The sequence below is a fragment of the Pseudomonas sp. LG1D9 genome (assembly GCF_002949995.1).
Classification (GTDB): Bacteria; Pseudomonadota; Gammaproteobacteria; order Pseudomonadales; family Pseudomonadaceae; genus Aquipseudomonas; species Aquipseudomonas proteolytica.
In genome coordinates this window covers 5781734-5801986 of record NZ_CP026881.1, presented here as the reverse complement: position 1 = coordinate 5801986, position 20253 = coordinate 5781734, and the positions used below count along the sequence as shown (strand labels likewise).

General features: G+C 62.1%; 14 protein-coding genes. 9 read left to right on the top strand and 5 right to left on the bottom strand.

Annotated features, from left to right (window positions below):
- Positions 1 to 23 precede the first annotated feature (23 nt).
- The 7 genes from tpx (at position 24) to C5F71_RS26595 (ending at position 12949) form a co-directional block, all read left to right on the top strand.
- Positions 24 to 524 carry a thiol peroxidase gene (gene tpx, locus C5F71_RS26625; RefSeq protein ID WP_104912417.1) on the top strand — a complete coding sequence of 167 codons (501 nt, stop codon included), beginning with the start codon at positions 24 to 26 and terminating at the stop codon, positions 522 to 524.
- A 233-nt stretch (positions 525 to 757) separates the two neighbouring features.
- On the top strand, positions 758 to 2062 hold the full coding sequence (locus C5F71_RS26620) for an MdtA/MuxA family multidrug efflux RND transporter periplasmic adaptor subunit (protein WP_104912416.1): 1305 nt from the start codon (positions 758 to 760) through the stop codon (positions 2060 to 2062).
- Positions 2059 to 5160 carry an MdtB/MuxB family multidrug efflux RND transporter permease subunit gene (locus tag C5F71_RS26615; RefSeq protein WP_104912415.1) on the top strand — a complete coding sequence of 1034 codons (3102 nt, stop codon included), beginning with the start codon at positions 2059 to 2061 and terminating at the stop codon, positions 5158 to 5160. Before C5F71_RS26620 ends, C5F71_RS26615 begins: the two co-directional genes overlap by 4 nt.
- A complete protein-coding gene (locus C5F71_RS26610) occupies positions 5157 to 8264 on the top strand; it encodes an efflux RND transporter permease subunit (RefSeq protein WP_029291587.1) in 3108 nt (1035 codons plus the stop codon). The genes C5F71_RS26615 and C5F71_RS26610 overlap by 4 nt, the downstream gene beginning before the upstream one ends.
- Positions 8261 to 9787, top strand: coding sequence for an efflux transporter outer membrane subunit (locus C5F71_RS26605; RefSeq protein WP_256588025.1), 1527 nt, complete (start codon positions 8261 to 8263; stop codon positions 9785 to 9787). Before C5F71_RS26610 ends, C5F71_RS26605 begins: the two co-directional genes overlap by 4 nt.
- 231 nt (positions 9788 to 10018) lie before the next feature.
- The gene (locus tag C5F71_RS26600; protein ID WP_104912414.1) at positions 10019 to 12115 is read left to right on the top strand and encodes a bifunctional diguanylate cyclase/phosphodiesterase; all 2097 of its coding nucleotides are present in this window, start codon (positions 10019 to 10021) and stop codon (positions 12113 to 12115) included.
- A gap of 87 nt (positions 12116 to 12202) precedes the next feature.
- Positions 12203 to 12949, top strand: coding sequence for an SDR family oxidoreductase (locus C5F71_RS26595; protein ID WP_029291594.1), 747 nt, complete (start codon positions 12203 to 12205; stop codon positions 12947 to 12949).
- Positions 12950 to 13270: 321 nt separating this feature from the next.
- On the opposite strand, the gene C5F71_RS26590 is transcribed toward C5F71_RS26595, so the two are convergent.
- The 4 genes from C5F71_RS26590 to C5F71_RS26575 form a co-directional block, all read right to left on the bottom strand.
- Positions 13271 to 13726, bottom strand: coding sequence for a hypothetical protein (locus C5F71_RS26590; RefSeq protein ID WP_256588024.1), 456 nt, complete (start codon positions 13724 to 13726; stop codon positions 13271 to 13273).
- Positions 13727 to 13807: 81 nt separating this feature from the next.
- Positions 13808 to 15217 carry a GntR family transcriptional regulator MpaR gene (gene mapR / locus C5F71_RS26585; RefSeq protein WP_029291598.1) on the bottom strand — a complete coding sequence of 470 codons (1410 nt, stop codon included), beginning with the start codon at positions 15215 to 15217 and terminating at the stop codon, positions 13808 to 13810.
- Positions 15218 to 15341: 124 nt separating this feature from the next.
- Positions 15342 to 16757 (bottom strand): cytochrome c oxidase accessory protein CcoG, encoded by a 1416-nt coding sequence (gene ccoG / locus C5F71_RS26580; protein WP_104912413.1) that lies wholly within the window; start codon positions 16755 to 16757, stop codon positions 15342 to 15344.
- A gap of 195 nt (positions 16758 to 16952) precedes the next feature.
- Positions 16953 to 17192, bottom strand: coding sequence for a DUF3203 family protein (locus tag C5F71_RS26575; protein ID WP_070994825.1), 240 nt, complete (start codon positions 17190 to 17192; stop codon positions 16953 to 16955).
- 120 nt (positions 17193 to 17312) lie between these two features.
- Between C5F71_RS26575 and C5F71_RS26570 the strand changes: the two genes are divergently transcribed.
- Positions 17313 to 17807, top strand: coding sequence for an MgtC/SapB family protein (locus C5F71_RS26570; protein ID WP_070994826.1), 495 nt, complete (start codon positions 17313 to 17315; stop codon positions 17805 to 17807).
- 9 nt (positions 17808 to 17816) lie between these two features.
- Here the strand turns inward: C5F71_RS26570 and C5F71_RS29125 are convergent, their stop codons facing one another.
- The gene (locus C5F71_RS29125) at positions 17817 to 17975 is read right to left on the bottom strand and encodes a hypothetical protein (RefSeq protein ID WP_166647845.1); all 159 of its coding nucleotides are present in this window, start codon (positions 17973 to 17975) and stop codon (positions 17817 to 17819) included.
- A 200-nt stretch (positions 17976 to 18175) separates the two neighbouring features.
- Here C5F71_RS29125 and C5F71_RS26565 point away from each other — a divergent pair, with 200 nt between their 5' ends.
- Positions 18176 to 20149 (top strand): alpha-1,4-glucan--maltose-1-phosphate maltosyltransferase, encoded by a 1974-nt coding sequence (locus tag C5F71_RS26565; RefSeq protein ID WP_104912412.1) that lies wholly within the window; start codon positions 18176 to 18178, stop codon positions 20147 to 20149.
- Positions 20150 to 20253: the final 104 nt, after the last annotated feature.

The window sequence follows — 20253 nt, the reverse complement described above, 5'->3', positions numbered from 1 at the left end:
AACCCAGCATAAGGATTCCGTTCATGGCTCAAGTCACCCTCAAAGGCAACCCGGTCCAGGTTGAAGGCGAGTTGCCGCAAGTTGGCACCCAGGCCCTCGACTTTTCCCTGACCGCAGGCGATCTGTCGGACGTCACCCTGGCGACTTTCGCCGGCAAGCGCAAAGTACTGAACATCTTCCCAAGCGTTGACACCCCGACCTGCGCGACTTCGGTGCGCAAGTTCAACGCCCAGGCCAACGACCTGAACAACACCGTTGTACTGTGCATCTCCTCCGACCTGCCATTCGCCCAGGCTCGCTTCTGCGGTGCCGAAGGCCTGGAAAACGTGAAGAGCCTGTCGGATTTCCGCAGCGCCGACTTTGCCGTTGACTACGGTGTATCGATTGCCGATGGCGCCCTCAAGGGCCTGACCGCCCGCGCCGTGGTGGTTCTGGATGAAAACGACAAAGTGCTGCACAGCGAACTGGTTGGGGAGATCGCCGAAGAACCAAACTACGAAGCGGCCCTGGCTGTACTGAAGTAATTGTTCCAGCCCGTTACTGTCGCTTTGCAGTAACACGTATGATGCATGCTTGCGGCCTGGCCTAGTCCAGGCCGTTTTCATTTGTGCTTCAGCGGTTTAGCCCAAATTGCTGATGTTTCACCTCGAAAAGTAAATGTTTGTAAGCCCGAAGGTAAATAGCCGGTAAAGGCGCTTTTCTAAACGCGCCCCAGTGCTTATCTTTCAGCCTCCCAAAGAAGAAGCCCTCGCATCCAATGGTTGATCAATCCATGCAATCGTCTCCCCGTAGTTCCCGCCGCTGGCTGTTTGGCTTGCTTGTCCTGTTGGTGATTGCCGGCCTGTGCTGGAAGTTCTGGCCGGCAGGCTCCGCCCAGAAAGAGGCCCCGGCAGCCAGGACCAGCAAGACGGGGATGATGCGTCCCGGCTTCGGCGGCTCCGGCGCTGCGGTGCCGGTGCGTGTTGCACCTGCGGTCACTGGGGACTTCCCGGTGTACTACAAGGCGCTTGGCACTGTGACGGCGCTGAACACCATCAATGTGCGCAGCCGGGTCGGGGGAGAACTGGTGAAGATCGCCTTTGAAGAAGGGCAGATGGTCAAGGCCGGCGACCTGCTGGCGCAAATCGACCCGCGCAGCTACCAGAACGCCTTGCTCCAGGCCCAGGGCACGCTTCTGCAAAACCAGGCCCAACTGAAAAACGCCCAGGTTGACCTTGAGCGTTATCGCGGCCTGTATGAACAAGACAGTATCGCCAAGCAGACCCTGGACACCGCCGCCGCGCTGGTCCTGCAATACCAGGGTACGGTCAAGACCAACCAGGGTGCGGTGGATGACGCCAAGCTCAACCTTGAATTCACCCAGATCCGCGCGCCGATCTCCGGCCGTGTCGGCCTGCGCCAACTGGACGTCGGCAACCTGGTGGCGGCCAACGACACCACCGCCCTGGCAATCATCACCCAGACCCAACCGATCAGCGTGGCCTTCACCTTGCCGGAGAACAGCCTGCAAACCGTGCTGGCCCGCTACCGTACCGGCAACAAGCTGCCGGTGCAGGCCTGGGACCGTGGCGATCTGCAGCTACAGGCCACCGGCGTGTTGCAGAGCCTGGACAACCAGATCGATGTCGCCACCGGCACCCTGAAATTCAAGGCCCGTTTCGATAACCAGGACCAGGTGCTGTTCCCCAATCAGTTCGTCAACGTGCGCCTGTTGGCCGACACCCTGAAAAACGTGGTGTTGGTGCCATCGGCGGCGATCCAGTTCGGCACCAACGGCACCTTCGTCTATGCCCTGGACGCTGACAAGAAGGTCAAGATCCGCACCCTGGTCATTGGTGATACCGATGGCCAGAACACCGTGGTCAAGGAAGGCCTGGCTGCCGGCGATCGCGTGGTACTCGAAGGCACCGATCGCTTGAAGGACGGCACCGACGTCGAAGTGGTCAACGACAGCAACCAGGTGCCAACCACACCCACTGAACATTTGCAGGGCAAGCCCGCGGCACAAGGCGAAAGCAGCCCGGCGGCGGATGCCGGCAAGGCGCAAAAGGCCGGCGCATGAACCTGTCACGGCTGTTCATCCTCAGGCCCGTCGCCACCACCCTGAGCATGCTGGCCATTGTCCTGGCTGGCCTGATCGCCTATCGCTTGATGCCGGTGTCAGCCTTGCCCCAGGTGGATTACCCGACCATCCGCGTCATGACCCTGTACCCCGGCGCCAGCCCGGATGTGATGACCAGCGCGGTCACTGCGCCCCTGGAGCGCCAGTTCGGGCAAATGCCCGGCCTGACGCAGATGGCCTCGACCAGTTCCGGTGGGGCCTCGGTGTTGACCCTGCGCTTCAACCTCGACGTCAACATGGACGTCGCCGAGCAACAGGTGCAGGCGGCGATCAACGCGGCCAGCAACCTGCTGCCTTCGGACCTGCCGGCGCCCCCGGTGTACAACAAGGTCAACCCGGCCGATACCCCGGTGCTGACCCTGGCCATTACTTCCAAGACCATGCTGTTGCCCAAGCTCAATGACCTGGTCGATACGCGCATGGCGCAAAAAATCGCGCAGATCAGCGGTGTGGGCATGGTCAGCATCGCCGGCGGCCAGCGCCAGGCCGTGCGGATCAAAGTCAACCCCGAGGCCCTGGCCGCCAACGGCTTGAACCTGGCGGACGTGCGCAGCCTGATTGCCGCCTCCAACGTCAACCAGCCCAAGGGTAACTTCGACGGCCCGACCCGGGTGTCGATGCTCGACGCCAACGACCAGTTGGTATCGCCCGAGCAGTACGCCGAACTGATCCTGGCCTACAGCAACGGTGCGCCGCTGCGCCTCAAGGACGTCGCGCAGATCGTCGATGGCGCCGAGAACGAACGCCTTGCCGCCTGGGCCAATGAAAACCAGGCGGTGCTGCTCAATATCCAGCGCCAGCCGGGCGCCAACGTGATCGAGGTGGTGGACCGGATCAAGGCGCTGCTGCCCAGCATCACCGACAACCTGCCCGCGGGCCTCGACGTGACGGTGCTCACCGACCGCACCCAGACCATCCGCGCCTCGGTCACCGATGTGCAGCATGAATTGCTGATCGCCATTGCCCTGGTGGTAATGGTGACGTTCCTGTTCCTGCGTCGCTTCAGCGCCACTATCATCCCGTCGATTGCCGTGCCGTTGTCCCTGATCGGCACCTTTGGCGTGATGTACCTGGCCGGTTTCTCCATCAACAACCTGACCCTGATGGCCCTGACCATCGCCACCGGGTTCGTGGTGGACGATGCCATCGTGATGCTGGAGAACATTTCCCGTTACATCGAGGAAGGCGAGACACCGATGGCCGCGGCGCTCAAGGGCGCCAAGCAGATCGGCTTCACCCTGGTTTCCCTGACCCTGTCGCTGATTGCGGTATTGATCCCGCTGCTGTTCATGGCCGATGTGGTCGGGCGGCTGTTCCGCGAATTTGCCATCACCCTGGCGGTGGCGATCCTGATTTCCCTGGTGGTGTCCCTGACCCTGACGCCGATGATGTGCGCGCGGCTGCTCAAGCGCGAACCCAAGGAAGAAGAACAGGGCCGCTTCTACAAGGCCAGCGGCGCCTGGATCGACTGGCTGGTGGCTGCCTACGGGCGCAAGCTGCAATGGGTGCTCAAGCACCAACCGCTGACCCTGCTGGTGGCCATCGCCACCCTGGGCCTGACGGTGGTGCTGTACCTGGTGGTGCCCAAGGGCTTCTTCCCGGTACAGGACACCGGGGTGATCCAGGGCATTTCCGAGGCGCCGCAGTCGATTTCCTTTGCTGCCATGAGCCAGCGCCAGCAAGAACTGGCGAAGATCATCCTCGAAGATCCGGCGGTGGAAAGCCTGTCGTCCTACATTGGGGTAGATGGCGATAACGCCACCCTCAACAGTGGCCGCCTGCTGATCAACCTCAAGCCCCATAAAGAGCGGGACTTGAGCGCTGTCGAGGTGATTGCGCGCCTGCAGCCGACGCTGGACAAGCTGGTGGGCATCCGCCTGTTCATGCAGCCGGTGCAGGACCTGACCATCGAGGACCGCGTCAGTCGTACCCAGTACCAGTTCAGCATGTCCTCCCCGGACGCCGACCTGTTGGCACTGTGGAGCGGCAAGCTGGTACAGGCCCTGAGCCAGTATCCGGAACTCACCGATGTCGCCAGCGACCTGCAGGACAAGGGCTTGCAGGTGTACATGGTGATCGACCGCGATGCCGCCTCGCGCCTGGGCGTGTCGGTGGCCAATATCACCGACGCCCTGTATGACGCCTTTGGCCAACGGCAGATTTCCACGATCTACACCCAGGCCAGCCAGTACCGCGTGGTGCTGCAGGCCCAGTCCGGCGAAACCCTGGGGCCGGATGCGCTGAACCAGATCCATGTGAAAACCACCGACGGCGGCCAGGTGCGCCTATCGAGCCTGGCCCGCATCGAGCAGCGCCAGGCCCAGTTGGCGATTACCCATATCGGCCAGTTCCCGGCGGTGATGATGTCGTTCAACCTGGCACCCGGCGTGGCCCTGGGCAAAGGTGTGGAGCTGATCAACCAGGTGCAGAAGGACATTGGCATGCCGGTCGGCGTGCAGACCCAGTTCCAGGGCGCCGCCCAGGCGTTCGAGGCCTCGCTGTCGAGCACCTTGCTGCTGATCCTGGCGGCGGTGGTCACCATGTACATCGTGCTCGGCGTGTTGTACGAGAGCTACATCCACCCGATCACCATTCTCTCGACCCTGCCATCGGCAGCGGTGGGGGCCCTGTTGGCGCTGCTGCTCACGGGCAACGACCTGGGGATGATCGCGATTATCGGCATCATTTTGCTGATCGGCATCGTGAAGAAGAACGCGATCATGATGATCGACTTCGCCCTCGACGCCGAACGCAACCAGGGCCTGGACCCGCAGACCGCGATCTACCAGGCGGCGCTGCTGCGCTTCCGGCCAATCCTGATGACCACCCTGGCGGCGCTGTTCGGTGCGGTGCCCCTGATGCTGGCCACCGGCTCCGGCGCCGAACTGCGCCAGCCCCTGGGCCTAGTGATGGTCGGCGGCTTGCTGTTGAGCCAGATCCTTACGCTGTTCACTACCCCGGTGATCTACCTGTACTTCGACCGCCTGGGCCGTCGCTGGCGCAAGACCCCCGAAGCGCTGGAGCCGGTTGAGCCATGAACCTGTCCGGACCTTTTATTCGCCGGCCGGTAGCCACCATGCTGCTGAGCCTGGCGATCATGTTGCTGGGCGGTGTCAGTTTCAGCCTGTTGCCGGTGTCGCCGCTGCCACAGATCGACTTCCCGGTGATTGTGGTCTCCGCCAGCCTGCCTGGCGCCAGCCCGGAAGTGATGGCGTCTACCGTGGCTACGCCCCTGGAGCGTTCCTTCGGCGCGATTGCCGGGGTCACCACCCTGAGCAGTTCGTCGAGCCAGGGCTCGACCCGGGTGATCCTGGCCTTTGACTCCGACCGCGATATCAACGGCGCGGCGCGGGAAGTGCAGGCGGCGATCAACGCCTCGCGCAACCTGTTGCCCAGCGGCATGCGCAGCATGCCCACCTACCGCAAGATCAACCCGTCCCAGGCGCCGATCATGGTGCTGTCGCTGACCTCGGACGTGTTGCCCAAGGGCCAGTTGTATGACCTGGCCTCGACCATCCTCTCCCAAAGCCTGTCCCAGGTACCGGGTGTGGGTGAAGTGCAGATCGGCGGCAGTTCCCTGCCGGCGGTGCGCATCGAGCTCGAACCCAAGGCTCTCGACCAGTACGGCGTGTCCCTGGATGAAGTGCGCGACACCATTGCCAATGCCAACGTGCGCCGGCCCAAGGGCTCGGTGGAAGACGGCGAGCGTAACTGGCAGATCCAGGCCAACGACCAGTTGGAAAAGGCCAAGGACTATGAGCCGCTGCTGATCCGCTACCAGGACGGCGCCGCGTTGCGCCTGAGCGATGTGGCGAAGATCAGCGATGGCGTCGAGGACCGCTACAACAGTGGTTTCTTCAACAATGATTCGGCGGTGTTGCTGGTGATCAACCGCCAGTCCGGCGCCAACATCATCGAGACCGTCAAGCAGATCAAGGCGCAGTTGCCGGCGCTGCAGGCGGTGCTGCCGTCCAGCGTCAAGCTCAACCTGGCCATGGACCGCTCGCCGGTGATCACCGCCACCCTGCATGAGGCGGAAATGACCCTGCTGATTGCCGTGGCCCTGGTGATCCTGGTGGTGTACCTGTTCCTCGGCAACTTCCGCGCCTCGCTGATCCCGACCCTGGCGGTGCCGGTGTCGCTGGTGGGCACCTTTGCGATCATGTACCTGTACGGGTTTTCCCTGAACAACCTGTCGCTGATGGCCCTGATCCTGGCCACTGGCCTGGTGGTGGACGATGCCATCGTGGTGCTGGAGAACATCTCGCGGCATATCGACGACGGTATCGCGCCGATGAAGGCGGCGTATCTTGGGGCCAAGGAGGTCGGTTTTACCCTGCTGTCGATGAACGTGTCGCTGGTGGCGGTATTCCTGTCGATCCTGTTTATGGGCGGGATTGTCACCAGCCTGTTCCGTGAATTCTCCATCACCCTGGCGGCGGCGATCATCGTTTCGCTGGTGGTCTCCCTGACCCTGACGCCGATGCTCTGCGCGCGCTGGCTCAAGCCCCATGTCAAAGGGCAGCAGACCGGCTTGCAGCGCTGGAGCCAGAAGGTCAACGACCATATGGTGGCGGGTTATGCCCGCAGCCTGGACTGGGTGCTGCGGCACAAACGCCTGACCCTGCTCAGCCTGCTGGTGACCATTGGCGTGAATATCGCGCTGTATGTGGTGGTCCCCAAAACCTTTATGCCGCAACAGGACACCGGGCAACTGATCGGTTTTGTGCGCGGCGATGACGGCCTGTCATTTAGCGTCATGCAGCCGAAGATGGAGATTTTCCGCAAGGCTGTGTTGCAAGACCCGGCAGTGGAGAGCGTGGCCGGCTTTATCGGTGGCAGCAACGGCACCAACAACGCGGTGATGCTGGTGCGGCTCAAGCCGATCAAAGAACGCAAGCTGTCGGCCCAGGCAGTGATCGAGCGCCTGCGTAAAGAAGTGCCGCTGGTACCGGGTGGTCGCTTGATGCTGATGGCCGACCAGGACCTGCAATTTGGCGGCGGCCGCGACCAGACGTCCTCGCAGTACTCCTACATCCTGCAAAGTGGCGACCTGGCCGCCTTGCGCCTGTGGTACCCGAAAGTGGTCGCCGCGCTGCGTGAGCTGCCGGAACTGACCGCGATCGACGCCCGCGAAGGCCGTGGCGCGCAGCAGGTGACGTTGATTGTCGACCGCGATCAGGCCAAGCGCCTGGGCGTCGACATGAACATGGTCACCTCGGTGCTGAACAACGCCTACAGCCAGCGGCAGATTTCCACCATCTATGACAGCCTCAACCAGTACCGGGTGGTGATGGAGGTCAATCCAAAATACGCCCAGGACCCGATCACCCTCAATCAGGTGCAAGTGATTACCGCCGATGGCGCGCGAATCCCGCTGTCGACCATCGCCCACTACGAAAACAGCCTGGCCGACGACCGTGTCAGCCACGAAGGGCAGTTCGCTTCCGAAGACATTGCCTTCGACATGGCCCCCGGGGTCACGGTGGAGCAGGGCACGGCCGCTATCGAGCGGGCGATTGCCAAGGTCGGCTTGCCCGAAGACGTCATCGCCAAGATGGCGGGCACCGCCGATGCCTTTGCCGCCACTCAGAAAAGCCAGCCGTTCATGATTCTCGGCGCGTTGGTGGCGGTGTATCTGGTGCTGGGGATTTTGTATGAGAGCTACATCCACCCACTGACCATCCTTTCGACCTTGCCGTCGGCCGGGGTTGGTGCGCTGTTGTCGATCTACGTGCTGGGCGGCGAGTTCAGCCTGATCTCGTTGCTGGGCCTGTTCCTGCTGATCGGCGTGGTGAAGAAAAACGCGATCCTGATGATCGACCTGGCGCTGCAACTGGAGCGCAAGGAAGGCATGCAGCCCCTGGAATCGATTCGCAGCGCCTGCCTGCTGCGCTTGCGACCGATCCTGATGACTACCCTGGCGGCAATCCTCGGTGCCTTGCCTTTGCTGCTGAGCACCGCCGAAGGCGCGGAAATGCGCCAGCCCCTGGGCCTGACGATTATCGGCGGGCTGGTGTTCAGCCAGATCCTGACCCTTTACACCACCCCGGTGGTTTACCTCTATCTCGACCGCCTGCGCCACCGTTTCAACGGTTGGCGCGGGGTGCGTACCGACGCTGCCCTGGACACTCCGTTATGACCGCAACGCACCTCCCTGTAGGCGCTGGCTTGCCAGCGAAAAACGCCAACCATGACGCGGGGCACCTGACTCACCGCCGGGGCCTCAGGTTTTTCGCGAGCAAGCTCGCGCCTACCGTGTTTTGCGCCGTATTGCTCAGCGCTTGCGCCATCGGCCCGGATTACCAGCGCCCGCAAGTGGCTGAGCCGGCGCAGTACAAAGAAGCCCAGGGCTGGCGCCAGGCGGCGCCCAGCGATGCCCTGGCCCGTGGCGCCTGGTGGGAGTTGTATGGCGACCAGCAACTCAACAACCTGGTGGACAAGCTCAACAACGCCAACCAGACCGTGGCCCAGGCCGAAGCTCGCTACCGTCAGGCCCAGGCCACTGCGCGCAGTTCCCGTGGCGCCTTTTTTCCCACGGTCGACCTGAGCGCCGGTAAAACCCGCGCCAGCCAGGGCACCGGCAGCAGCAATGCAAGCCTGAGCAGCTCCAGCAGCGGTATCCGCGACACCCTCAACACCCAGTTGGGTGTCAGTTGGGAAGCGGATATCTGGGGCAAGTTGCGCCGTGGCCTGGAAGCCAGCAACGCCAGCGAGCAAGCCAGCGCCGCAGACCTGGCCGCCATGCGCTTGAGCCAGCAGTCGGAGTTGGTGCAGAACTACCTGCAACTGCGGGTCATGGACGAACAGACCCGCTTGCTGCAAAGCACCGTCGAGACCTACCAGCGCTCGCTGCAAATGACTGAAAACCAGTATCGCGCCGGTGTCTCCGGCAAAGACGCCGTGGCCCAGGCGCAGACCCAGCTCAAAAGCACCCAGGCCAGCATGATCGACCTGATCTGGCAGCGCGCACAGCTGGAAAACGCCATCGCCGTACTGATCGGCGAAGCCCCGGCCACCTTCAACCTGGCGGTGAGCAAGGATATTCCCGCCTTGCCGCAGATCCCTGCCAACCTGCCATCACAATTGCTGGAGCGCCGCCCAGACATCGCCTCGGCCGAACGGGCGGTGATCGCCGCCAATGCCAATATTGGCGTGGCGAAAACCGCCTACTACCCCGACCTGACCCTGAGCCTGGCTGGTGGTTATTCCAGCAGCACCTACGCCGACTGGATCAGCCTGCCTAACCGTTTCTGGTCGGTGGGGCCGAAACTGGCGATGACCCTGTTCGACGGCGGGCAACGCTCGGCGGAAGTTGACCGCGCCGAAGCGTCCTACGACGAAACCGTGGCCAAGTACCGCCAGACCGTGCTCGACGGTTTCCGCGAGGTGGAAAACTACATGGTCCAGCTCAAGGTCCTGGAAGACGAGGCGGGTGTGAGCAACGAAGCCCTGGAATCTGCCCGCGAATCCCTGCGCCTGACCCAGAACCAGTACAAGGCGGGCCTGATCGCCTACCTGGACGTGGTTAACGTGCAGGCCACGGCATTGAGCAACGAACGCACCGTGCTGACCTTGCTGCAAACCCGGCTGGTTGCCAGCGTGCAACTGATCGCCGCGTTGGGCGGCGGATGGGACGGTCAGATGCAGCCACGCGAAGAGTAATCGGTATCTCTGACAGCAGTTGGTAAGGCTATTGGGGCGGCTTCGCCACCCAGCGCGGGCGATGCGGCGTTCCGACAAGCCCGCTCGCCACAGGGAAGGCTGTTCGTCAAGGGGCGATTTCAGGTGATGGCCTTGTGACAATATTTCACCTATACAAGAATTATTCTCGCTACAATCCTCGGCCTTTCCCGGCATGGATGCCGCTCGCACTGTCATCCCTAGAGAAGCCCCATGCTTACCGGCAGTTATTCCCCCGCACTGGTCCTGATTTCCCTACTGGTGGCGATCCTCGCTTCCTATACCGCCCTTGACTTGACCGGCCGCATTGCCACGGCCAAGGGGCGGGCGGTGTACCTGTGGATGGCCGGCGGGGCACTGGCCATGGGCTGTGGCGTATGGTCGATGCATTTTATCGGGATGTTGGCGTTTAGCCTGCCCATCACCCTGGGCTACGACATTGGCATTACCGCGCTGTCGCTGCTGATCGCCATGCTCTCCAGCGGCTTTGCCCTCTGGCTGGTCAATCAGCCGCGCTTGCCGGCCTGGCAGCTGGGCTTTGGCGCCTTGATCATGGGCGCGGGCATCAGCGCCATGCACTACACTGGCATGGCCGCCATGCGCATGACCCCGGGGATCGACTACGACCCCACCTTGTTCGCTGCCTCACTGCTGATCGCCGTCGGCGCTTCGGCCGCCGCCCTGTGGATTGCCTTCAACCTGCGGCGCAATACCCCCTATGTACGCCTGGCGCGGGGTGGGGCAGCGGTGGTGATGGGCGTGGCCATCGTCGGCATGCATTACACCGGCATGGCCGCCGCCCGTTTTGCCGATGGCAGCTTTTGCGGGGCGTCGGTGGATGGCCTGAGCGGCAGCGGCCTGGATAACCTGGTACTGGTGACCACCCTGGCGGTGCTGGCCATTGCGCTGTTGACCTCGTTGCTTGATGCGCGCCTGGAAGCCCGTACCGCCGTGCTGGCCGATTCCCTGTCCCTGGCCAACCAGGAACTCACCCACTTGGCCTTGCACGACACACTCACCGGCTTGCCAAACCGTACGCTGTTGGCCGATCGCATTCAGCAGGCTATGCAGTTGGTGGCGGAGCAGGGCGGCTGTTTTGCCCTGATGTTTATCGACCTGGACGGCTTCAAACCGGTCAACGATGCCTTTGGCCATCATATGGGTGACCAATTGCTACGCGAAGTGGGCCTGCGCCTGCGTGAAGACCTGCGCAGCCAGGACACCCTGGCCCGGATCGGTGGCGATGAATTCGTGTTACTGGTGCAGTTGAGCCAGCCCGACGATGCCCTGCGCCTGGCCGAACGCCAGGTAGGCCTGATTAACAAGTCATTCCGAGTAGCGGAGCATGACCTGAATATTTCCGCGAGCGTCGGTATCGCCCTGTTCCCCGGCAACGGAGCAACGCCCCAGGAACTGTTGATGAATGCCGATGCGGCGATGTATCACGCCAAGAGCATGGGCAAGAACGGCTACAGCTTTTTCGATGTGTCAATGAACACCAACGCGCGCCGGCAACTGCAACTGTTGCAGGATTTGCGCAATGCGGTGGACCAACAGCAGTTGCGCCTGTACTACCAACCCAAGTTCGACGCCCTCAGCGGCCGCGCTGTCGGCGCCGAGGCGCTATTGCGCTGGGAGCATCCACAACATGGCTTGTTGCTGCCGGACAAGTTTATCGAGCTGGCGGAAAAGACCGGGGTGATCATTGCCATCGGCGACTGGGTGCTCAACGAAGCGTGCCGGCAAATGCAGGTGTGGTTTGCCCAGGGGTATCGGGACTGGCGTATCGCGGTCAACCTGTCGGCCCTGCAGTTCTGCCATGCCGGGCTGGTCACCAGTGTGGCCAACGCCCTGCAGCGTCACCAGTTGCCGGCCAACAGCCTGACCCTGGAAATCACCGAAACCACCGCCATGAGCGATGCCGATGCCAGCATGACGGTGCTGCAGAAACTCTCGGAAATGGGCGTTGACCTGTCAATCGACGACTTTGGCACCGGTTATTCCAGCCTGATGTACCTCAAGCGCCTGCCGGCCAACGAACTGAAGATCGACCGCGGTTTTGTACGGGACCTGGAGCATGACAGCGACGATGCCGCCATCGTCTCGGCGATTGTCGCCCTGGGCCAGGCCCTCGGCCTGCGCATCGTCGCCGAAGGGGTGGAGACCGACATGCAGCAGGATTTCCTCACGCGTCTGGGCTGCGACTCGTTGCAAGGCTATCACCTGGGCCACCCGCTGCCGCCGGATACATTTATGAGCGCTATCGTGGCCAAGGAACAACTGACCCGGCCGCCGTTTACCCAACCCTGAGATCAATTGACCCCGGTCCATGCAAAACCTGGCAGGCACAGGTATTCTTGGATCCAACAGCCTGGGTTGAATGGGGAGTCAGTACACATGGACAAAGTCGTCATCATTACCGGTGGCAGTCGTGGGATCGGGGCCGCCACGGCCTTGCTGGCGGCCCGGCAGGGCTATCGCATCTGCATCAATTTCCAGTCTGACGAAGAAGCCGCCCTGCGTGTGCTGGAGCAGGTCCGCGCACTCGGCGCCCAGGCCATCGCGGTGCGCGCCGACGTGAGCATCGAAGACGAAGTGATCAGCCTGTTCAACCGTGTCGACACCGAATTGGGTCGCGTCACCGCGCTGGTCAACAACGCCGGCACTGTCGGCCACAAGTCGCGGGTCGACGAAATGTCCGAGTTCCGCATCCTGAAAATCCTCAAGACCAACGTGCTGGGCCCGATTCTGTGCGCCAAGCATGCATTGCTGCGCATGTCGCCCAAGCACGGCGGGCAGGGCGGTAGCATCGTCAATGTGTCCTCGGTGGCGGCACGCCTGGGCTCGCCCGGTGAGTACGTGGACTACGCGGCGTCCAAGGGCGCGCTGGACACCTTTACCATTGGCTTGTCCAAGGAAGTGGCGGGCGAGGGGATCCGGGTCAACGCGGTGCGCCCGGGTTATATCTTCACTGAATTCCACGCCTTGAGCGGCGACCCGGACCGGGTCAGCAAGCTTGAGCCGGGCATTCCCATGGCCCGTGGCGGGCGCCCTGATGAAGTGGCGGAAGCGATTGTCTGGTTGTTATCGGACAAGGCCTCGTACACCACCGGGACATTTCTGGATCTTGGCGGCGGGCGTTGATCCTGCCTGGGTGCTGAGAGCCCCCTCACAAAGGGGCGGGGCTCCCTGGCTTTTCGTGGCGAGCGGGCTTGTCGGAACGCCGCATCGCCCGCGCTGGGTGGCGAAGCCACCCCAATCGCCTCACCACGTTGTGCCAGATATACCGAGGTGGCTGGTTTTGGGGCTGCTGGCGCAGCCCAACGGGGGACGAGCCCCCTCGCCACAGGGGGGGCGTTGCGGCAGCTAGGAATTTACTGTGGCGAGCGGGCTTGCCCCGTGTTGGGTGGCGAAGCCGCCCCAATAGCCTCACCACGTTCTGCCAGCCACCAACACGAACCCGTGTCAGAAAGTGCCTAACGCCTGATACCCCCGACGCGCAAACTGGTCCAGGCGGTCTGCCTCCGAGTCATGCAGGATGGTGACGCCCAAGTCGGAAAACCCGTCGATCTTGCCATTACGTTCCTCGCTGCCCTTGAGCTTGTCTTCGTCCAGGTTATCAATGAAGCGCAGCACTTTATCCAGGTTGTAGGTCGCATCGGCGCGGGCCTCGCGGTCTGTGTTGGACTGTGTCCAATCCCCCAGATGGCGCTTGAGGTCCACATCGACCTGAAAGCGATCATTGCCTTCAAGGAAGTCCCTGAGCACCGGGCTCTGTTCGATAATCCTTTCTGCCGAACGATGGTCACCCGCCGGGCGCCCGGCTGGCCCGTTCAACTGGCGAACTTCGCGCCGTTCGGCCACCCGCATGTAGTTGGGTGGGAGCGGAAGATGGAATAAGGATGGCAGCACACCTCGCATCAAACGTTTCCTGAGCAATGGAGAAAATGGACCCTCCTACGTGGCACGTTTCAGTGTTTGGTTCCCTTTCAAGCGCAGCCCTTAAAACGAACGCACAATGCGCCCCAACGTTTCCATGGCCTTTTCCGCCGCCTCATCCCAGGGGCTGCCGTAGTTCAAGCGAATGCAGTTACGAAAGCGTTGGGTCGGCGAAAAAATCGGCCCCGGCGCGATGCTGATACCTTGGGCCAAGGCCATCTGGAACAGTTTCAACGAGTCGGTCTGTTCTGGCAGTTCCAGCCACAGGAAATAGCCGCCGGCCGGTTGGCTGACCCGGGTTTGCGCCGGAAAGTAGCGGCCGATGGCGGCGAGCATGGCACTTTGCTGCTCTTCCAGGGCATAGCGCAATTTACGCAGGTGCCGGTCGTAGCCGCCGTGTTGCAGGTAATCGGCAATCGCCGCCTGGGCGGGCATCGAGGCACAAAGCGAGGTCATCAGCTTCAGGCGTTCGATCTTTTGCGCATAGCGGCCGGCTGCCACCCAGCCTACGCGATAGCCAGGGGCCAGGCTCTTGGCGAAGGAACCGCAGTGCATCACCAGGCCTTCGGTGTCGAAGGCCTTGGCGGGCTTGGGCGCCTGCTGGCCGTAATACAACTCGGCGTACACGTCGTCCTCGATCAGCGGCACCTGATGCCCGCGCAACAACTCAACCAACGCCTGCTTCTTGGCCTCGGGCATGGTTGCCCCCATGGGGTTCTGGAAACTGGTCATGCACCAGCAGGCCTTGATCGGGTAGCGCTCCAGGGTCTGGGCCAGCACTTGGAGGTCGATGCCATCGCGCGGGTGCACGGGGATTTCCACGGCCTTGAGTTTCAAGCGCTCGAGCACTTGCAGGCAGGCATAAAACGCCGGGGCCTCGATGGCCACCAGGTCTCCCGGCTCGGTCACCGCCTGCAGGCACAGGTTCAGCGCTTCGAGGGCGCCGTTGGTGATCAGCAACTCCTCCATGGGCAGCATCAAGCCGCCGACCATGTAGCGCAGGGCAATTTGCCGGCGTAGTTGCGGGTTGCCCGGCGACATGTCGGTGACCACCATGCGCGGATCCATCTCGCGACTGGCGCTGGCCAGGGAGCGGGCCAGGCGTTGCAGGGGGAACAGCATCGGGCTGGGGAAGGCCGAGCCAAACGGTACGGTCTGCGGGTCCTTGATCGAATCGAGTACCGAGAACACCAGCTCGCTGACGTCCACCTCAGTGGACTCGTGCACATGGGCGCTGACCGCAGGCTCGGAGAACGGGCTGGGGGCATGGGTATTGACGAAATACCCGGAGCGCGGGCGCGCACGGATCAGGCCACGGCGCTCCAGCAGGTAATAGGCCTGGAACACCGTGGATGGGCTGACGCCATACGTTTGGCTGGCATAGCGCACCGACGGCACACGCTGGCCGGGGCCGAGGACGCCGGAGCGGATCAGTTCAGCGATGTCGTCGGCAAATTTCTCGTAGCGTTTCATCGTGATCCTAGGTCTACACAGGTCAAAGTGTGGGAGCGGGCTTGCCCGCGATTACGGTGTGTCAGTAGCAGCTGACGCACCGCTATCGCGGGCAAGCCCGCTCCTACAAGGGAGGTTGCGTGTGTCAGCGGTTCAGCGGCGCCACAAAACGGCTGTCGGCGACACTATAAACACTTGGCTCATCCTTATCCGTCACCTTGAAGCGGATGGTTTGCGAGCTACTGGTCGGTTTGTCACGGGTCAACGCCACAGACACCGGCAAGTCGGTGATTTCCCCAGGCGCCAGGCTGACCTCGGTCTTGCCCTGCAGCTCGAAGCCCTCGCCATCCAGCAGCTCCACGCGGTAATCCTGGCGCTGTTGGGTCTTGTTGATGATCTTCAGGCTGTAGATGTTCTCGATCAGCCCCTGGCTGTTTTCCCGGAACATCCCACGGTCCTTGGTCACGTCCAGCGACACCATTGGCCGCTGCACCAGCGCCATCACCAACGCAGCGATCATCACCAGCAGCACCGCACTGTAGCCGATCAATCGCGGTCGCAGCAGGTGGGTCTTGCCGCCCTGCATCTGATGCTCGGAGGTGTAGCTCACCAAGCCCCGCGCATAGCCCATCTTGTCCATGATCGAATCACAGGCGTCGATGCAGGCTGCGCAGCCGATGCATTCCATCTGCAGGCCGTCGCGGATATCGATGCCGGTGGGGCAAACCTGTACGCACAAGTGGCAGTCGATGCAGTCGCCCAGGCCGACGTCGGCCGGGTTCACATCACGTTTGCGCGGGCCACGGCTTTCGCCACGGGCGGCGTCGTAGGAAATGGTCAGGGTGTCCTTGTCGAACATCACGCTCTGGAACCGTGCATACGGGCACATATGCATGCATACCGCTTCACGCAGCCAGCCGGCATTGATGTAGGTGGCGCCAGTAAAGAACAGCACCCAGAACAGGCTGACGCCGCCCATCTGCCAGGTCAGCAGTTCTTCGGCCAACGGCCGGATCGGGGTGAAGTAGCCGACAAAGGTCAAACCGGTCAGCACGCTGATCGCCAGCCACAGCGTGTGCTTGGCCGCACGGCGCGCCAGCTTGTTCACGCCCCAGGGCGCAGCCTGTAGCTTGATCCGCTGGTTACGCTCGCCTTCGGTGACTTTCTCGCACCACATGAACAGCCAGGTAAACGAGCTTTGCGGGCAGGTATAGCCACACCAGATGCGGCCGGCAAAGACGGTGATCGCAAACAGCCCGAAGGCACAGATGATCAACAACGCCGACAACAGGATGAAATCCTGGGGCCAGAAGGTCGCGCCAAAAATATGGAACTTACTTTCCGCCAGGTCCCATAACACTGCCTGGCGTGAGTCCCAGTTCAGCCACACGGTGCCAAAGAACGCCAGGAACAAAAAGCCTGCGCCACTGATGCGCAAGGTGCGGAACAGGCCGGTGAAACTGCGGGTGTGGATCAGGTTGTCGCTGGATTTGGCCTTCATCTTCTTTGGATGTGCAGGCTCGAAATGTTCTACTAATCGGACGGGGATTCTATCGCTCATGGTCTTTCGCTCATCAGCCTCCATCAGGCGGATGAACTATGGGCCGCGATCTGTTTGCATAACAGACTCAGGTAAATCGATAAAAAGCGGATCAGATGGGTTTTGGCGCCCGCCCTGCGACAATGTGCAGCACCCCGCAAGCCGTGGGGCCGGTGCCTGGATCAACAGTGCCCACGGCATGCTGATCCAGATCAATCAAATCACCGAATCACCGTCAGTGGCCTTGAGGTGCTTACGCCCATCGATGGCGCCGGCCACGGTCAAGGCGTCGGCTTGCGCCTCGGTGATGTAAATCCGCTGGCCGTCGATCTCCACCGCCGACATGGCTTTATCGCTGTCGGTAATCACCGTTACCTCCAACACGCTGCAACGCTGCTCTTCGCCGCTGTCGTCAATCTTGAAATAGCAGCTCTGGTTTTCGATACGTACGGGCATGGTGTTCTCCTGGTTGCACAGTCCTGTTGGTTAGGTGCCGCGCCCTTGCCAATGGTTCGGCGCAACTGACTGGCGGTCGTTGCTGTCCATCTTCTATCCCCCCATGAAAAGGACAGGACCATGGACGCCTGGTGGCAAGAAGTCTGGCAAACCCTGCAAAGCGAATTCGCCGATATCGGCGATGCGCGGCAAATGACGCAAATCACCGTACGCCTGCTGATTGCAGCGATCCTCGGTGGCATCCTCGGCTTTGAACGTGAACAAAAGGGCAAGGCCGCGGGGGTGCGCACCCATATGCTGGTGGCGATGGGCGCAGCGTTGTTCGTGCTGGTCCCGCAGATAGGCGGTTCACAGGCCGATGCCATGAGCCGGGTGATACAGGGGGTGATCGCCGGGATCGGTTTTTTGGGCGCGGGCACCATCCTCAAGGGCAAGGAGGAGGAGGCCGGGCAGCACGTCAAGGGGCTGACCACTGCGGCCGGCTTGTGGATGACCGCCGCCATCGGGGTGGCGGCGGGGTTGGGCAAGGAGTCCACGGCGGTGCTGAGCACCGTGCTCGCCCTTGCCGTGTTCAGCGTGATGCCAAGGATTGTGAAGCTGTTGGACAAGCCTTAGCCGCGGCTCCTACACGATAACCGGCGGCATCGTCGTCGGCGGTTCTTCCTTTGCCGGTGGCACGCTTTCCGGAGGTTCCTGCTCGGGAATCGGCTCCGGTTCGGTCGGCGGCAGGGTGGGTTTGTCGATATTCGGGTCTGGGGTTTCAGCAGGAATGGGGATGTTCATCGCGGTGGCCTCGTTTGTGCTTTGCTCAACCGGTGGACAACCGTCATGGCCGTTTGATTCCCGCCCGATGGCGGTACATCCACCTGAACTTTTCCAACGCGCCCGGGCTCGGACCTTATGTGGCCGGCTCAGGGAGAGCCCGCTTGCAGCACTGACAATCAAGCACAAGAGCGTCCATGGGGCGTAAGGGGAGATGCTCGATGACTGCTGAAAGACCCGCACTACCACTGTCCCAGGCACTGTTGCTGCCCAGGATCGCCATTGAAGACACCACACCTGTGATCGACGCCGGGGCCTTTGCGGTCAAGGCCGTGCAAGGCCAGCGCATCCAGGTGGCGAGCAATGTCTTTGCCGATGGCCATGACCAGTTGGCCGTCTTGATCCGTTGGCAGGCCTTGGGTGAAGACAGCTGGCACAGCGTGCCCATGAGTGACCAGGGCAACAATGCCTGGCAGGGCGCGTTCAGCGTGACCGAGCAAGGCCCCCACCAGTATTGCGTCGAAGCGTGGATCGATCATTTCGCCAGCTTCTGCTACGAATTGGGCAAGAAACACACGGCCGGGGTTCCTGTCAGCCTTGAGCTGCAGGAAGGTCGCAACCAGGTGCTGCAAGCTGCCGAACGCAGCGAAGGCGAGCTGCAGGAGCGCTTGCAGCAGTTGCACCAGCAATTGTCCGGGCTGCTGGAAACCGAGCAGGTCGCGCTGTTTCTGCACGAAGACAGTGCACAGCTGATGGCCCAGGCTGATTTGCGCCCCTACCTGAGTATCAGCCCGCTGTACCCACTGGATGTGGAACGCCCCCAGGCGCTGTTTGCCAGTTGGTACGAGCTGTTCCCGCGCTCGATCACCGACGATCCGGCGCGCCACGGCACCTTCAATGACGTGCATTCGCGCCTGGCGATGATCCACGACATGGGCTTTGACGTCCTGTATTTCCCACCGATTCATCCCATTGGCCGTAGCCATCGCAAGGGCAAGAACAACTCACTGAGCGCCGGCCCCGATGATCCCGGCAGCCCCTATGCGATCGGCAGCGAGGAGGGCGGCCACGATGCAATCCATTCGCAACTGGGCACCCGCGAGGATTTCCGGCGCCTGGTAGCCGCCGCCGCCGAGCATGGCCTGGAAATCGCCCTGGACTTTGCCATCCAGTGCTCCCAGGACCACCCGTGGCTCAAGCAACACCCCGGCTGGTTCAACTGGCGTCCGGACGGCACGATCAAATACGCGGAAAACCCGCCGAAAAAATACCAGGACATCGTCAACGTCGACTTCTATGCCGCCGATGCGATCCCCAGCCTGTGGTTGGAGTTGCGCGACATTGTGCTGGGCTGGGTCGAGGAGGGGGTCAAGACCTTCCGCGTCGACAACCCGCACACCAAGCCGCTGCCATTTTGGCAATGGCTGATCAGTGACGTAAGGGCCCAACACCCGGAGGTGATCTTCCTCGCCGAAGCCTTCACCACCCCGGCGATGATGGCGCGCCTGGGCAAGGTCGGTTATTCCCAGAGCTACACTTATTTCACCTGGCGCAACACCAAGGCCGAACTCAGCGAGTACTTCACCCAACTGAACCAGTCGCCCTGGCGCGAATGCTACCGGCCGAACTTTTTCGTCAATACACCGGACATCAACCCAGGCTTCTTGCATGAGTCCGGCCGCTCGGGCTTTTTGATCCGCGCCGCGCTGGCCACCATGGGCTCGGGCCTGTGGGGCATGTACTCGGGCTTTGAACTGTGTGAAAGCGCGCCAGTGCCGGGCAAGGAAGAGTACCTGGACTCGGAAAAGTACGAGATCCGCCCCCGGGACTTCAGCGCCCCCGGCAACATCATTGCCGAGATCGCCCAGCTCAACCGCATCCGCCGGCAAAACCCGGCGCTGCAGACACACCTGGGCCTGACGCTCTACAACGCCTTCAACGACAACATCCTGTACTTCGGCAAGCGCAGCGAAGATGGCAGCAACTTCATCCTGATCGCCGTCAGCCTCGACCCGTTCAACGCCCAGGAGGCCCATTTCGAGTTGCCGCTGTGGGAGATGGGCTTGCCGGACGACGCCCAGGTCCAGGGCGAAGACCTGATGAATGGCCATCGCTGGACCTGGTACGGCAAGACCCAATGGATGCGCATCGAGCCTCACATGCCGTTTGGCATCTGGCGCATAACCCATTCTTAAGTCGAACACGGTCTTCAGAACCCTGAGGATCCAATGTGGGAGCTGGCTTGCCTGCGATAGCGGTGGGTCAGTGAAAAGCATCTTTGCTGATCCATCGCTATCGC

Excerpts from the sequence above, each read along its gene's own strand:
- tpx (WP_104912417.1), top strand. The coding sequence starts at position 24 with ATGGCTCAAGTCACCCTCAAAGGCAACCCGGTCCAGGTTGAAGGCGAG.
- C5F71_RS26620 (WP_104912416.1), top strand. The coding sequence starts at position 758 with ATGGTTGATCAATCCATGCAATCGTCTCCCCGTAGTTCCCGCCGCTGG.
- C5F71_RS26615 (WP_104912415.1), top strand. The coding sequence starts at position 2,059 with ATGAACCTGTCACGGCTGTTCATCCTCAGGCCCGTCGCCACCACCCTG.
- C5F71_RS26610 (WP_029291587.1), top strand. The coding sequence starts at position 5,157 with ATGAACCTGTCCGGACCTTTTATTCGCCGGCCGGTAGCCACCATGCTG.
- C5F71_RS26605 (WP_256588025.1), top strand. The coding sequence starts at position 8,261 with ATGACCGCAACGCACCTCCCTGTAGGCGCTGGCTTGCCAGCGAAAAAC.
- C5F71_RS26600 (WP_104912414.1), top strand. The coding sequence starts at position 10,019 with ATGCTTACCGGCAGTTATTCCCCCGCACTGGTCCTGATTTCCCTACTG.
- C5F71_RS26595 (WP_029291594.1), top strand. The coding sequence starts at position 12,203 with ATGGACAAAGTCGTCATCATTACCGGTGGCAGTCGTGGGATCGGGGCC.
- C5F71_RS26590 (WP_256588024.1), bottom strand. The coding sequence starts at position 13,726 with ATGCGAGGTGTGCTGCCATCCTTATTCCATCTTCCGCTCCCACCCAAC.
- mapR (WP_029291598.1), bottom strand. The coding sequence starts at position 15,217 with ATGAAACGCTACGAGAAATTTGCCGACGACATCGCTGAACTGATCCGC.
- ccoG (WP_104912413.1), bottom strand. The coding sequence starts at position 16,757 with ATGAGCGATAGAATCCCCGTCCGATTAGTAGAACATTTCGAGCCTGCA.
- C5F71_RS26575 (WP_070994825.1), bottom strand. The coding sequence starts at position 17,192 with ATGCCCGTACGTATCGAAAACCAGAGCTGCTATTTCAAGATTGACGAC.
- C5F71_RS26570 (WP_070994826.1), top strand. The coding sequence starts at position 17,313 with ATGGACGCCTGGTGGCAAGAAGTCTGGCAAACCCTGCAAAGCGAATTC.
- C5F71_RS29125 (WP_166647845.1), bottom strand. The coding sequence starts at position 17,975 with ATGAACATCCCCATTCCTGCTGAAACCCCAGACCCGAATATCGACAAA.
- C5F71_RS26565 (WP_104912412.1), top strand. The coding sequence starts at position 18,176 with ATGACTGCTGAAAGACCCGCACTACCACTGTCCCAGGCACTGTTGCTG.